The sequence below is a fragment of the Sphingobium indicum BiD32 genome (assembly GCF_000382885.1).
Lineage (GTDB): Bacteria > Pseudomonadota > Alphaproteobacteria > Sphingomonadales > Sphingomonadaceae > Sphingobium > Sphingobium japonicum_C.
This window is the reverse complement of the sequence record NZ_CAVK010000017.1, coordinates 1-14260: the sequence shown is the minus strand read 5'-3', so window position 1 is coordinate 14260 and position 14260 is coordinate 1. Positions and strand designations below refer to the sequence as shown.

The following is a 14260-nucleotide window of genomic DNA, read 5'->3' as shown; positions in this document are numbered from 1 at the left end:
ATGTTACGCGCGCGTGACGTTACAGGACGTCGCGGGCCTTTTCCGGCGGCCGGGCGATTACCGCACCCTTGTCGGTGATGACGATGGCGCGCTCGATCAGGATCGGATGCACGGCCATGGCGTCGAGGATCGCGGCGTCATCGCTGGTGTCGAGGGCGATTTCCTTCACGACGCCCTCGCCCTTGCGCAGCGCATCGCGCGGGGGCAGCCCGGCTTTGGCCAGCACTGCCGCGATTTCAGCGCGGCTGGGCGGCGTCTTGAGATATTCCACCACGCTCACTTCCACGCCCGGCATCTCCTGAAGGATAGCCAGTGCCGCGCGCGACTTGGAGCAGCGGGGATTGTGCCAGATGGTGGCGTTCATCCCTGACCGTCCCGCGCCAGCCATTCTTCCAGCCACTTGATCGTATAGTCGCCGTTCAGGAACTCCGGGTCCTCCAGCAGTGCCTGGTGCAGGGGGATGGTGGTTTTCATCCCCTCGATCACATATTCCTGCAAGGCGCGTTTCAGCCGCATGATACAGCCTTCGCGGGTGCGGCCATAAACGATCAGCTTGCCGATCATGCTGTCGTAATAGGGCGGCACCTTATAGCCCTGATACAGGCCGCTATCGACGCGGACATGCATCCCGCCGGGGACATGATAGCGGGTCACGGTGCCGGGCGAAGGCGCAAAGGTACGCGGATCTTCGGCATTGATGCGACATTCGATCGCGTGACCGGTGAATTTCAGGTCGGCCTGCGTCACCGACAGCGGCTTGCCTTCCGCGATGCGGATCTGTTCGCGGACCAGATCGACCCCGGTGATCATTTCCGTCACCGGATGTTCGACCTGAAGCCGGGTGTTCATCTCGATGAAGTAGAATTCGCCATCTTCCCAGAGGAACTCGATCGTCCCTGCGCCGCGATAGCCCATGTCGGCCATCGCTTTGGCGCAGATGCCGCCGATCCGCTCACGGTCGGCCTGGCCCAGGATCGGGGAGGGGGCTTCTTCCAGCACCTTCTGGTGGCGGCGCTGGAGTGAACAGTCGCGTTCGCCCAGATGGATGGCATTGCCCTTGCCATCGCCAAAAACCTGGATTTCGATATGGCGCGGATTGCCGAGATATTTTTCCAGATAGACCGTGGCATCGCCAAAGGCTGCCTTCGCTTCCGATCCGGCCTGCTGCATCAGCGTTTCGAGGTCATCGGGCGAGGTGCAGACCTTCATGCCGCGACCGCCGCCGCCCGATGCTGCCTTGATGATGACCGGGTAACCGGCCTTTTCCGCTATCGCCTTGGCTTCGTCCAGATCGCTGATCGCGCCGTCGGAACCGGGGACAAGCGGCAGGCCGAGCGCGCCAGCGGTCCGCTTCGCCTCGATCTTGTCGCCCATGGTGCGGATATGTTCCGGCTTCGGCCCGACAAAGGCGATGCCATGCGCTTCGACGATTTCGGCGAATTTGGCGTTCTCGCTCAGGAAGCCATAGCCCGGATGGATCGCGTCCGCGCCGCTTATCTCTGCGGCAGAGATGATCGCCGCGACGTTCAGATAGCTGTCCTTGGCCGCTGGCGGCCCGATGCAGATCGCCTCATCAGCGAGGCGCACATGCATGGCGTCGGCGTCGGCGGTTGAATGGACCGCAACCGTCTTGATGCCCATTTCATGGCAGGCGCGGTGGATGCGCAGCGCGATTTCGCCGCGGTTGGCGATCAGCAGCTTTTCAATGGCCATTGGTGTTGCGGCCTTATTCAACGACGATCAGCGGCTGGTCGAACTCGACCGGTTGGCCATTGTCGACCAGCACCGCCTTGACCGTGCCGGACGTCGGCGCGGCGATGGCGTTCATCACCTTCATCGCCTCGATGATCACGACGGTCTCGCCAGCGGCGACCTGTGCGCCCACCCGAACGAAGGGGGCTGCGCCCGGCTCGGCCGACAGATAAGCGGTGCCCACGATCGGCGAACGGACCATCGTGCCCGATGGTGCTGCCGGTTCGGCGGCGGCGGGCGCGGCCACCGGAGCCGCAACCGGCGCGGCGGGGGCGGGGGCGTAGGAGGGCGCATAGATGGGCGCGCCGCCGCCAGCCTTGCGGGCGACGCGGATCTTGCGATCGCCATCCTCGACCTCGATCTCGGTCAGGTGGGTATCGTCGAGCAGCGCGGCCAGTTCACGCACCAGCGCGACATCCACCTGCATTGCGCCCTTTTCCTGCTTGTCGTTCATGGTTGACCCTTGTTTCGCATCTAGACGTGATAATTGCGGCCAGCGCCTATGCCGATTTGCGCCAGAGCGCAACTTTGTAGCGTTGGCCCGAAGCGGCGCAATGCCTTCTAGAGTTCCAGCGCGGCCTCCAGCGCCAGCATGTAGGACATCGGCCCAAAGCCGGCGATCGTTCCCCTGGCCGCCATGCCGACATAGCTCTTGTGGCGAAAATCCTCGCGCTTGTGCGGATTGGACAGGTGGACCTCTATCACTGGCACGGTGATGCCCTTGATCGCGTCGTGCAGCGCTACGGACGTATGAGTCAGCCCGCCAGGGTTCAGGATGACGGCATGGGCGCCCTCGCCATGCGCTTCCTGCAACCAGTCGATCAGATGACCTTCATGGTTCGATTGCCGGAAATCGATCGCGACATGGGCGCGCGTCGCCGCATCCTCCATCCGCTCGGCAATGTCGTCCAGCGTGTCATAGCCGTATATTTCCGGCTCGCGCGTTCCCAGCATGTTGAGGTTGGGACCGTTCAGCACGTAGATTTTGCGCGTATCCGCCACGGCGTTCCCCTTGGTTGTTGCGAGCAGGGGACAAGCGCCCCTATATGCGGCGACGATCTTTAGCCTTTCGTGTCGCGCCAAGTCGAGACACGTTTCCACCTTGCATGAACGGGACCGCATATCGTGAGCGTCGACGGCACCATATCCATCCATATCAACGGCGAACATCGCCGCGTGCGCGACGGGCTGACCCTGGCCCAACTGGCAAGCGAACTGGGTTTCGTGCCGGAAAAGGTGGCGGTCGAGCGCAATCTGGAGGTCGTGCCGCGATCGACACTGGCACAGGTCATGGTCGAGGATGGCGACGAGCTGGAAATCGTGCATTTTGTCGGCGGCGGCGACGGGTCTCCAGTCGCCGCCGACAGCTGGTCCGTCGCGGGCCAGACCTTCCGGTCGCGCCTGATCGTGGGCACCGGCAAATATAAGAGTTTCGAGCAGAATGCGGCAGCGGTCGCGGCGTCGGGCGCGGAAATCGTCACTGTCGCGGTGCGCCGCGTCAATGTGAGCGACCCCAAGGCGCCGATGCTGACCGACTATATCGACCCCAAGGTCATCACCTACCTGCCCAACACCGCGGGCTGCTTCACCGGCGAGGACGCGATCCGCACGTTGCGGCTGGCGCGCGAGGCTGGCGGCTGGGAATTGGTGAAGCTGGAAGTGCTGGGCGAGGCGCGCACCCTCTATCCCGACATGGTCGAAACGCTGCGCGCGACCGAAATTCTGGCCAAGGAAGGCTTCAAGCCGATGGTCTATTGCGTCGATGATCCGATCGCGGCCAAGCGGTTGGAGGATGTCGGCGCGGTGGCGATCATGCCGCTGGGCGCGCCGATCGGGTCCGGCCTTGGCATCCAGAACCGGGTCACCATCCGCCTGATCGTGGAGGGCACCACACTGCCCGTGTTGGTAGATGCCGGCGTCGGTACTGCATCGGAGGCGGCGCAGGCGATGGAACTGGGTTGTACAGGGGTATTGATGAACACCGCGATCGCCGAAGCGAAAGACCCGGTGCTGATGGCTGCCGCGATGAAGGCGGGCGTGGAGGCGGGCCGCATGGCCTATCGCGCCGGACGCATGGGCAAACGTATGTATGCTGATCCGTCCAGCCCTTTGGCAGGATTGATCTGACGCGTGAATCCTCCCGTTGCAGGCAGGACTATCGCATAGAAAATGCCCGCTCCTTCGAGGTCATCCTAAACGAGTTCCGCATGACGAAGTAAAATGAAGTGCGGGCCATATACGATAGCCCTGCCCTTCAAAGGGGAAGATTGCGAAGCGCATCTTGTAATCGACCCTCTTCAATTTTCGCCCATGCAGCAAATTGACCGCTGCCTGTCTTGTCGCCTATGGGCTGGGGCAAGTTGAGGAGGAGAAATAGCGATGGTGAACAAGCTCTACCCCGATGCCGCGTCCGCGCTGGAGGGGCTCCTCTTTGATGGTATGCATCTGTGCGCCGGCGGATTTGGCCTGTGCGGCATTCCCGAACGGCTGATCGACGCGATCCGCGATTCGGGCGTCAAGGATCTGACCATTGCTTCCAACAATGCCGGCATCGATGGCGAGGGGCTGGGCAAGCTGCTGCGCACTCGGCAGGTCAAGAAGATGATCTCCTCCTATGTCGGCGAGAATAAGGAATTTGAACGCCAATATCTGGCGGGCGAGCTGGAAGTCGAATTCTGCCCCCAAGGAACGCTGGCCGAACGCTGCCGCGCGGGCGGGGCGGGCATCCCCGGCTTCTACACAAAGACCGGCGTTGGCACGCAGGTGGCCGAGGGCAAGGAAGTCAAGAATTTCGATGGCGAGGATTATATCCTGGAACGCGGCATCTTTGCCGATGTGGCCATCATCAAGGGCTGGAAGGCCGACGAGAGCGGCAACCTGATCTTCCGCAAGACCGCGCGCAACTTCAACCAGCCGATGGCGACCGCCGCGAAAATCTGCGTCGCCGAAGTCGAGGAAGTGGTGCCGACCGGCAGTCTTGACCCGGACGCGATCCACCTGCCCGGCATTTACGTGAAGCGCATGATCATCGGCGCGCCCTACGACAAGAAGATCGAATTCCGCACCGTTCGCCAAAGGGAGGCCGCTTAATCATGGCATGGACTCGTGATGAGATGGCCGCCCGCGCGGCCAAGGAACTGAAAGACGGTTTCTACGTCAATTTAGGCATCGGCATCCCGACGCTGGTTGCGAACCATATCCCGGCTGGCGTTGAAGTGACGCTCCAGTCGGAAAACGGGATGCTGGGCATCGGGCCTTTCCCTTATGAGGGCGAGGAGGATGCGGACCTGATCAACGCAGGCAAGCAGACGATCAGCGAACTGCCGCAGACCGCCTATTTCAGCTCGGCCGACAGTTTCGCGATGATCCGGGGCGGGCATATCGATCTCACCGTCCTTGGTGCGATGGAGATTGCCGAAAATGGCGACATCGCCAACTGGATGATCCCCGGTAAGATGATCAAGGGCATGGGCGGCGCGATGGATCTGGTCGCGGGCGTCAAGAAGATCATCGTCGTGATGGAACATACGTCCAAAAATGGCGATCCCAAATTTATCCCGGCTTGCACCCTGCCGCTGACCGGCAAGAATGTGGTCGACATGATCATCACCGACCTGTGCGTATTCCAGCGCCCCGACCATGACAGCCCGTTCACGCTGGTCGAAATGGCGCCCGGCGTCACGGCGGAGGAAGTCGCCGCCAAGACCACCGCCCATTATTTGCGCTGAGAGTGTCATGAGCCTTGATGGCGTCTATGATGAGGGCAATGTCTTTGCCCTCATCCTTGCGGGAAAGATCCCTTCGGTCACCCTGTACGAGGACGCCGATACGCTCTGCTTCCTGGATATCCAGCCCCAGTCCAAGGGGCATGCGCTGGTCATTTCCAAATGGTCGAAGGCGCGTAATATATTGGAGATTGAGGATGATGCGCTGGCGCAGGTGATGGCCACGACTCGCAAGGTCGCGACCGCCATCCGCGCCGCGCTCGACCCGGACGGTCTGCACATCGCCCAGTTCAACGGCGCGGCGGCGGGGCAGACCGTGTTCCATCTCCACGTCCATATCGTGCCCCGCTGGGCGGGGCAGGCACCCGGCTTTGCCGCGCATGCGCAGGGCCAGTTCGCTGATGCCGACGCGCTCAAGGCGCTGGCCCAAGAGATTCGCGCGCACCTTTGATGCGCCCTCGTCGCTTTATGGCGCGTGCGCCTCTTTTGTCGGGCTTGATCTGACATGGCCTTGCGTCCCTTCAATGTGCCCGGCGCGCGGCTGGCGCTCCGTACCAAGCGGGCCAGCCCGTTGTTTCACGGCCAGCGGGGCGAGAGCGAGGTCATCCTCGACCTGTCGCGCTTACTGTCGCGTTCGTTCCATCCTGCGCCTACGGGCATCGATCGGGTGGAATATGTCTATGCCCGCGAATTGCTGGAGCGGATGCCCGACCGTCTGTCCTTTGCTGCGGTTCATCCGGCGGGCGGCTATTATGGTCGGCTCGATAGCGCGGCGGTGCGGCAGTTCCTGGCCTTCACCGCAGCCAAATGGCGCAATGCCGGGGTTGCCGACGCGCGGGAGAGCCGGGCGGCGACGGTGCGGCACATGTTCGCGCTGCGCCCCCGCCCGGTGCCCCGCGCGACCGGGCCGCGCCTCTATTTGCAGGTGTCGCCCCATCATCTGGACGATGCCGATCAGGTCGGCGCGATCCTACGCGCCGAGGGCGCGAAATTCGTGACGCTGGTGCATGACGTGATCCCGCTCAGCCATCCTGAATATGCCCGGCCGCAGGGCGCCGACGAACATCGACGGCGGGTGCATACGATCGACCGCTTCGCCAGCGGCATCATCGGCAACAGCCAGGCGACGATCGACGCATTGGTGCCGCATATGGCAAGCGGCCTGACGGGGCGCGCGGTCCGCGTCGCCCATTTCGGCGCGGACGCCCCGGACATATTCGGCGGCCGGGAAGAGGTGCTGCCCGACCGCCCCTATTTCGTCTATATTTCGACCATCGAACCGCGCAAGAATCACCTGCTGCTGCTCACCATCTGGCGAAGGCTGGTCGAGCAACTGGGCGATGCAGCCCCGGTGCTGGTGCTGATCGGGCGGCGCGGCTGGGAAAATGAGAATGTCGTCGATCTGCTCGATCGCGCCGAAGCGTTGCGCGGCCATGTGATCGAAGCGGGTGAAGTGTCCGACACGCGGATGCAGGCGCTGGTCGCCAATGCGCGCGCGATGCTGATGCCCTCCTTTGCCGAAGGGTTCGGGATGCCGGTGGTCGAAGCGCTGGCCGCAGGCGTGCCGGTGATATGCAGCGACATCATGGCCCATCGCGAAGTGGGTGGCGACGCCCCCGACTATCTCGATCCGCTGGACGGGCTGGGCTGGATGAAGGCGATTCGCAACTATAGTCAGCCGGATTCGCCTGATCGCGCGGCGCAGATTGCTCGGCTGTCGGTCTGGCGCGCGCCGACCTGGCGGGACTATTTCGACATCGTGACCGATCTGCTGGAAGATGTGACAAGCTCTGTTTATTGACCTTGCATCGGCCTAAGCCCATGAACTGACTGCCATCATGTTTTCAAAGCCATTCCTGCGGTCCCCGCCCTTCCCCGGCATTGCCCCCTCGCTCGCCGCCGTCAGCGTCGTGCGCGACGCGGGCGATGTCGTTGTGCCGGTCGATGACGCTGTGCTGGACGCGATCGCTTCTGCGCGGGTCGGCGGCACATTCTGGGGCGCGAGACCCGATGTACGAGGCTGGCCGCCTCAGACAGAAAGCGATCCCTGGGCGCTGGTCGCGCAGGCCCAATCGATCCATGCCCCAGCAGAGGACGAACTGGCATTGATCGCTGGCCTGCTGGGCGTTCCCGTCATTGATCTCGATGGTGCGATCATCGACCCTGATCTGCTGCGCGCAACCCTCAAGGCGCGAATCGCCGAAGCTCGATACCGTGACTGTTTTACCGGCGAGCCGGTCGATGCGATGCAGGCGGTGACGCAGCTGGCCGACTGGCGACGGCATATCGACGGCAATCGCGGGATAGTGGCGGCCAGCGGCATGGCTTTCTGGAAGCGCGAAGCGATCCGTCATTTCCTGTGGGATGGCATTGCGTCGCCCCGCTTCCTGTCCGCCGACCGGGGTCTGCGTCGCGCCCGGCGGGAAAAGGGCGCGCTGGCGGTCTGGCCATCGCGGGTTCCCGTCACCATGCCGCAGGACGCCGCTGATCAGGGGGTCGCGCTGGCTCGGGTCGAGGATGGCTTTCTGCGCTCGCGCGGGCTGGGGGCGGGGCTGCACCCGCCCGGATCGGTCGTGGTTGATCGCACCGGCATCTATTATAATGCGCGCGCGGCCAATGACCTGGAAACGCTGCTGGCGACGCATGACTTTCCGCCCGCGCTGGTCGATCGCGCTCGCCGCCTGCGCGAACGTGTCTGTGCGACCGGTGTGACCAAATATGGCCCGGAAGCGGGGAAGATGATCGATCTGCCGACGGGCATGCGTACGGTGCTCGCGATCGGCCAGGTCGATGACGACCTGTCGGTGCGGCTGGGCGGGGCCGGGGTCGATGGCAATCTCGATTTTTTGAAGCGGGTACGCCGGGCCGAACCGGATGCCTGGATCGTCTATCGTCCGCATCCCGACGTGCAGGCGGGGCATCGCAAGGGGCATTTGCCTGACGCTGTCGTCCTTGCCCATGCCGATGTTATCGACAGTGGCGCGCCTTTGATGGAACTGGTCCAGGCAGTTGATGAATTGCATGTCCTGTCTTCCCTGACCGGATTCGAGGCGCTGATGCGCGGCCGTTCCGTAACGGTGCATGGGTTGCCCTTCTATGCGGGCTGGGGGCTGACCCGTGATCTGGCCAAGTCCAGTGCGCGGCGCGGGCGTAAACTCAGCGTGGATCAGCTTGTCGCGGCCGCTCTCATTCTCTATCCTCGCTATCTAGATCCGGTAACGCGGTTGCCGTGCGGTCCAGAAATCATGGTGGATCGCATGGCGGATGGATCGACGCCGCCGATGACCTGGCTCATCGCGTTGCGGGCGCTACAGGGGAAGTTTCGACGTTTTATGACCTTGTCCGCTGAGTTTCTACATGGCTAACCGCCCATCCAAGACATTTCTGTTCCTTCAAGGGCCGCATGGTCCCTATTTCGCGATGCTGGCCGAAGCCTTGCGGCGACGCGGACATGGTGCGCTGCGAATCAACATCAATGGCGGCGACAAGATCGACTGGCCCGACGATGCGACCGACTATCGCGGCACCTTTCGCAACTGGCCGCTGTTTTTCGACGATTTCATCGTTGCGCATGGCGTCACGGACCTGATCCTTTACGGCGATTGCCGACCCTATCATGCCAGCGCGCATAGCATGGCTCGCCTGCGCGACCTGCGCGTCCATGTGGTGGAGGAAGGCTATATCCGCCCTGATTTCCTGACGCTCCAGCCCGATGGCGTGAACGGCAATTCCACCCTGCCGCTCGACCCGCAATGGTATCGTGATCAGGCGCGCGGCCTGCCACCGCTCGGCGATGATCAGCCGTCGATTCCGTCCAATTTCAGCGCCCGCGCTCGCAACACCATGCGCAACGGCGTAGCCGCTCTTCTGCTGCGCCCCTTATTCCCCTTTTACCGCACGCACCGGCCGCACAGTTTCATGCTGGAATCGCTGTCCTGGGCGCGCAAGCTGGTGATGCGTCGCCGCGACGTGCAGCAGTCAGCCGAAGCCTGGGCCAAGGTTGAAGGGAAGCGCTATTTCACCCTGCCGTTGCAGCTCAATTCCGATTATCAGTTGCGCGTCCACTCGCCCTTTGGTGACATGCGCGCAGCCTTGCGCTTCGTCATCAAGAGTTTTGCCCATCATGCCCCCGCCGACGTGCTGCTCGTTATCAAGCAACACCCGCTCGATTCTGGCCTGGTTAACTGGGACCGGCAAATTCGACGGCTGGCTGCCCAATATGGCGTGACGGAACGCATCTTCTATCTGTCCGACTGGGACATTGCCGAAGTCGTGGAAAAGGCGGTGGGCGTGGTCACGGTCAACAGCACGGTCGGCACACTGGCGCTCAACAGCGGCAAGCCTGTCGTTGTTCTGGGTCATGCGGTGTACAAGGTGCCCGGCATGGTCAGTGTGAAGGGGCTGGACGATTTCTGGGCTGCACCGACGCCGCCCGACATGGCGCTCTATTCTGCCTTTCGGCAGGTATTGGCCGATCGCTGCCTGATTCGCGGCGGGCTGCTGAGCGATGAAGGTTTGCAGATGCTGGTCGATAATGCGGCGGATAGGCTGGCACCGGTGAAGCGACCCGCCCGCCGTCATCTGAAACTGGTCCCGCCCAAGGTCAGCGATTTCATCGCGTCGAATAGCGCACCCTGATCTCAAGGGGCAGTAAAGCCATAGCGGGTGAAAATAGCCCTGCCCGTTGACGAGAGCAGAAAGCGACGGAACGCTTCGGCTTCCCTGTGTCGGCTGCTGGTCAGGCGCGCGATCGGGTAATGGATCGGCGGGTGGCTGCGCGCCGGGAAAGCGCCAACGATCGCAACGCCGCTGGCGACGCGCGCATCGGTGGCATAGACGATCCCCAGTGGCACCTCGCCCCGTTGGACCAGCGCGAGCGCCGCGCGGACATTGTCGCCGCGCGCGATCCTGCCCGCAACGCTGGGCCATACGCCCAGGCTGGTCAGCGCTGCCTTGCCATATTTGCCGGCGGGCACGCTGTCAGGATTGGCCATGGCCAGCCGCCCGTTGCCTAGCGCCCGCGCGATCGGCATGGCGCGACCGATCCGCAGGCGCACCGGTTTGCGGTTCGGCGTGACCAGCACCAGCCGGTTGCCGACCATATTGGTGCGGGTGCCGCGCACGACAAACCCAGCCTGCTCGACGTCGCGCATCCAGTCATCGTCCGCTGACAGGAACAGGTCAGCGGGCGCCCCCGCCCGGATCTGACGCGCCAGCGCCGAGGAACCGGCGAAGGACAGGACGGGTCGCGCATGGCCTTGCCTGGCCCAAGCCTCAGCGGCGGCGGTCATCGCCTCCTGCATACTGGCCGCTGCCAGCACCAACGGACCCCGATTGCTTGGTGCGCCCTGCGCCGTCGGGGTCATAAGCAGGAACAGCGCGATGGCGCACAGAAAGCGTTGGATCATGCCGTCTGTCTGCCTTCGGCCCGTTGGCGATGCAAGCGTCGCACCATGCTTTTGTCGCGCGGATCAATCGGCTAGAGGAGATCGCATGATCAGGAATCCGCGCTGACATGGCGATCGTCAGAAGCCAGTGCGGCCAGTGCGGCGTCGGCTGCGGCATTCGCGCGATCACCGACACCGATCGTCGCGTCAATATAGAGGGCGACCGGCTGCATCCGGCCAATGGCGGGCTGCTGTGCGATCGGGGGCAGGCGCTGGGCGATGCCGCGATGACACTGGAGGGGCGGTTGCTCCAGCCATTGGTCGATGGGCGACCGGCTGGATGGGACCGGACGATCGCGCAGGTCGCGCGGCGGCTGACGGCCATTTTGACCCGTCATGGTCCGGGCAGCATTGCGCTCCATGTCGGCGGCGGATTGCTGACCGAAGATTATTATGTCGCCAACAAGCTGATCAAAGGCTTTTTCGGATCAGCCCATATCCATACTCCATGGCGTGAGCGGACCAGCGCGGCGCAACGGGCGGCGTTCGGTGAGGATGTGATGCCTGCCGCTTACGAGGATATTGATCGCGCGGCGATGATCCTGCTGGTGGGGGATGGCATCACGGCGCATCCGGTCTTGCTGACACGGGTGCAGGCGGCGCGAGAGGCGGGTGTGCGGCTTGTCCTGCTGACGGATAAGAATATCGCGATCGAGGCTGATCTGCATCTGAAGGTGGAGCCGGGCAGTGCCGCGCGGCTGCTGGCGGGCGCACTGTTGCATGGCCATGACACGGGCCAGCATGACGCGGATTTTTTGACCCGGAGCGTTGCGGTGCCAGCGGGTTTCTGGAACGGGCTGCGACCGGGGCATGATATCTGGTCGGTCGCCCGCGCGACCGGGCTGACGCCAGCGGCGATCCGGGCCTTTTACGATGAATGGATAACCACCGACCGCGTCGTCACCCTGTTCGCTGGTGACGATACGCCGGAACTGGCGGCTGCGGTCATCAACCTCCATCTCGCCAGCGGACGGATTGGACAGCCCGGCGCGACGCCCTTTGCCATGGCCGGCGCGGCCAATGGCATGGGCGCGCGCGAATCTGGCTGCGTGGCGGACAGTCTGGCCGCCCATAGCGATTTCGCGCCCGATGCCCGCGCCAGTATCGCCCGCTTCTGGGGTGCGCGGCTGCTGGCGGAAGGGCCGGGGCTGGAGGGGGAGGCATTGCTGCGGGCGATGCGCGATGGGCGGGTCAAGGCGCTGTGGAGCATCGGAGCGGACCCGGCGGCGGAGGCCTGGTTGCGCGAGGCGCGGGGGCTTGTCCCGCTGGCGATCCGTTCGACAGACATGCTGGCGGAGCAGGGCGATGGCTGGTCGATCCTGCTGCCTTCCGCCGCCTGGGTCGAAAAGGACGGGACGCTGACCGGCATGGACCGGCTGATCAGTCGCCAGCGTCGGTTTTTCCCCTTGCCCGGAGAGGCGCGGCCAGACTGGTGGATGCTGACCAAAGTGGCGCAGGCGATGGGCTGGAGCGATGCCTTCCATTATGAACGGCCTGCCGACATTTATCGCGAACATGCGCGGCTGACCGCTTATGGCAACGATGGTGCGCGGCTGCTCAACCTGCGCCGCCATGCGCCGATTTCCAACCCGGCCTATGATGAGCTGACGCCGTGGCGCTGGGGCGAAGTGCCGTTCGACGAGGGGCGTTTTCCGACGCCGGATGGACGGGCGAGATTCGCTTAACTTCGCACTTTTCCCGGCAAATGCGACATTTTGTTGCGCCGCCCTGATCCTATCGGAATGCCGACATGCGATCTTATCGCCCTGGGTCGATGTAGGACAGCCCTCAGTTGGGCGACGCGGCAATGTCCTGAAGATGCGCGAGCAGGGCGTCGCCATTGGCCGTCCAGGTGAAGCGCAGCGCGGCGGCGCGCACGGCTTCGCGGTCGGGCGGATTGTCCAATATCGCGCGGATAGCGGTGGCAATGGCCTCCGGCTCGCGATCGACAATCTGCCCCGCTTCCGGCCGGTCGAGCAGTTCGCGCGCGCCGCCGACATCGCTGATCACGATCGGGGTGCCGCAAGCCAGCGCCTCGACCCAGGCATTGGCGAGACCTTCGGAGGCCGAGGGCAGCGCCATCACATCGGCGGCGGCGAAGATACGCGGCAATTTATGGTGCGGGACCGAGCCGAGAAAGCCGAGCCGCCGGTCGACGCCCAGTTCCTGCGCGAGATTTTCCAGCGTGCGCCGATATTGCCCCTGTCCGGCCAGCAGCAAAGTGACGTCGGGCAGCAAAGGCAAGGCGCGCACGAGCAAATCCTGTCCCTTGCGCGGGATCAGCGCGCCGACGCACAGCACGACCGGCCCGGTGAAATCCAGCGCCGCCTTCGCCTCGGCGCGGTCGGCAATCTCGAACGTGTCGAGATCGACCCCGGTATAATGGACGCGGATCTTTTCCTGCTCCATGCCCATGCGGACCATCGAGCGGCGCATGGCGTCCGATACCGCGAGCAGGCCGGCTGCGCCGTTACCTGCCCGTTGCACCATCTTGCGGGTGCCGCGCTGGCCGCCCCAGTGATGGATATCCGCGCCGCGCGCCTTGACCGAATAAGGGATGCCCAGCGCGCGCGACAGGCGCTGCGCCACCGGGCCGTCGGGGAAGAAGAAGCTGGCGTCGATCACGTCGAACGGCTTTTCCGCGTGCAGCCGCCTGATCAGCGGCAGGATCGCGCGGGTCATGGTCCACACATTGGTCCGCCCGCCAATTTTGGGGATGATCGGGAAGGTCGGGCGATAGACGGTCAGTTCGCGCCATTTTTCCCTGCGCGGCAGGGCGCGCAGCGGGGCGTAGCGCGGGGCGAGCGAGAGCGGCCATGGCGGCAGGCCGACCGGCGCGATGACGGTGACGGTCGCTGCCGGGCGGCTTGCCAGTTCGCGCGCCTGCCGTTCCACGAACACGCCGAATGTCGGACGGCTGATGTCGGGAAAGAGGGTCGATAGCATGAGGACGTTGAGCGTCATGGTCTCTCTTTCGCGCAGCAGCCTTTGCCAAGTGGTTAAGAGCCTGCCAACCTTTTTGCTAGAGCCGTCGGACAAGCTGTTCCGCGACTGCGGCCCATGGCGGGTCGGTCAGCACCAGTTGGCGCGCCCCGGACCCCAGCGGCAGCAGTTGCAGCCGGTCGCCCTCCCGGCCGATCAGCCGCCCGAACAGGAAGCGGCCCGCGGGGCGGGGAAAGAGAATGTCGCGGTTGAGCGCGCTGGCAAAATCCTCCGGCGCGATGCGGCGGCACCAGATGGCGTCGCCGCTGCGATAGTCGCCGATGCTGGCGCTGACATGGACGCCGACCATGCCATCGGCGGCAACGGGGGAGGGGGAGGGGAAGGCGAGGGGGC

Annotated in this window: 14 protein-coding genes and 1 pseudogene; 8 read left to right on the top strand and 7 right to left on the bottom strand. The window is 64.1% G+C overall.

Going from position 1 to position 14260, the window contains the following annotated elements:
- Positions 1-19: 19 nt before the first annotated feature.
- The 4 genes from arsC to aroQ all read right to left on the bottom strand — a co-directional run bounded on the left by arsC (position 20) and on the right by aroQ (position 2754).
- Positions 20-364, bottom strand: a complete 345-nt coding sequence (gene arsC, locus EBBID32_RS02020; RefSeq protein WP_006949765.1) for an arsenate reductase (glutaredoxin) — start codon at positions 362-364, stop codon at positions 20-22.
- Positions 361-1713 carry an acetyl-CoA carboxylase biotin carboxylase subunit gene (accC, locus tag EBBID32_RS02015; RefSeq protein WP_006949763.1) on the bottom strand — a complete coding sequence of 451 codons (1353 nt, stop codon included), beginning with the start codon at positions 1711-1713 and terminating at the stop codon, positions 361-363. Before accC ends, arsC begins: the two co-directional genes overlap by 4 nt.
- Positions 1714-1726: 13 nt before the next feature.
- A complete protein-coding gene (gene accB / locus EBBID32_RS02010) occupies positions 1727-2206 on the bottom strand; it encodes an acetyl-CoA carboxylase biotin carboxyl carrier protein (RefSeq protein WP_006949762.1) in 480 nt (159 codons plus the stop codon).
- A 107-nt stretch (positions 2207-2313) separates the two neighbouring features.
- A complete protein-coding gene (gene aroQ, locus EBBID32_RS02005; protein ID WP_006949760.1) occupies positions 2314-2754 on the bottom strand; it encodes a type II 3-dehydroquinate dehydratase in 441 nt (146 codons plus the stop codon).
- 123 nt (positions 2755-2877) lie between these two features.
- Here aroQ and thiS point away from each other — a divergent pair, with 123 nt between their 5' ends.
- The 7 genes from thiS (at position 2878) to EBBID32_RS01970 (ending at position 10115) form a co-directional block, all read left to right on the top strand.
- On the top strand, positions 2878-3879 hold the full coding sequence (gene thiS, locus EBBID32_RS02000; RefSeq protein WP_006949758.1) for a sulfur carrier protein ThiS: 1002 nt from the start codon (positions 2878-2880) through the stop codon (positions 3877-3879).
- Between the two features lie 252 nt (positions 3880-4131).
- Positions 4132-4842 carry a CoA transferase subunit A gene (locus EBBID32_RS01995; protein ID WP_006949757.1) on the top strand — a complete coding sequence of 237 codons (711 nt, stop codon included), beginning with the start codon at positions 4132-4134 and terminating at the stop codon, positions 4840-4842.
- 2 nt (positions 4843-4844) lie between these two features.
- The gene (locus tag EBBID32_RS01990) at positions 4845-5480 is read left to right on the top strand and encodes a CoA transferase subunit B (RefSeq protein ID WP_006949755.1); all 636 of its coding nucleotides are present in this window, start codon (positions 4845-4847) and stop codon (positions 5478-5480) included.
- Between the two features lie 7 nt (positions 5481-5487).
- Entirely contained in the window at positions 5488-5928 is a 441-nt protein-coding gene (locus EBBID32_RS01985) for an HIT family protein (RefSeq protein ID WP_006949753.1), read from the top strand.
- A gap of 54 nt (positions 5929-5982) precedes the next feature.
- Positions 5983-7278, top strand: coding sequence for a glycosyltransferase family 4 protein (locus EBBID32_RS01980; RefSeq protein WP_006949750.1), 1296 nt, complete (start codon positions 5983-5985; stop codon positions 7276-7278).
- A 37-nt stretch (positions 7279-7315) separates the two neighbouring features.
- On the top strand, positions 7316-8842 hold the full coding sequence (locus EBBID32_RS01975) for a capsular polysaccharide export protein, LipB/KpsS family (RefSeq protein WP_006949749.1): 1527 nt from the start codon (positions 7316-7318) through the stop codon (positions 8840-8842).
- Positions 8835-10115, top strand: coding sequence for a capsule biosynthesis protein (locus EBBID32_RS01970; RefSeq protein ID WP_006949746.1), 1281 nt, complete (start codon positions 8835-8837; stop codon positions 10113-10115). Before EBBID32_RS01975 ends, EBBID32_RS01970 begins: the two co-directional genes overlap by 8 nt.
- Before the next feature lie 2 nt (positions 10116-10117).
- Here EBBID32_RS01970 and modA read toward each other — a convergent pair whose 3' ends face one another.
- Positions 10118-10885 carry a molybdate ABC transporter substrate-binding protein gene (modA, locus tag EBBID32_RS01965; RefSeq protein ID WP_006949745.1) on the bottom strand — a complete coding sequence of 256 codons (768 nt, stop codon included), beginning with the start codon at positions 10883-10885 and terminating at the stop codon, positions 10118-10120.
- Between the two features lie 107 nt (positions 10886-10992).
- Between modA and EBBID32_RS01960 the strand changes: the two genes are divergently transcribed.
- Positions 10993-12609, top strand: a complete 1617-nt coding sequence (locus EBBID32_RS01960) for a molybdopterin oxidoreductase family protein (RefSeq protein ID WP_006949744.1) — start codon at positions 10993-10995, stop codon at positions 12607-12609.
- 103 nt (positions 12610-12712) lie between these two features.
- On the opposite strand, the gene EBBID32_RS01955 is transcribed toward EBBID32_RS01960, so the two are convergent.
- Complete coding sequence (locus tag EBBID32_RS01955; RefSeq protein WP_006949739.1) at positions 12713-13888, bottom strand: glycosyltransferase; 1176 nt, start codon at positions 13886-13888, stop codon at positions 12713-12715.
- A gap of 58 nt (positions 13889-13946) precedes the next feature.
- Positions 13947-14260 (bottom strand): annotated as a pseudogene (locus EBBID32_RS01950) (XRE family transcriptional regulator); the annotation flags it as partial.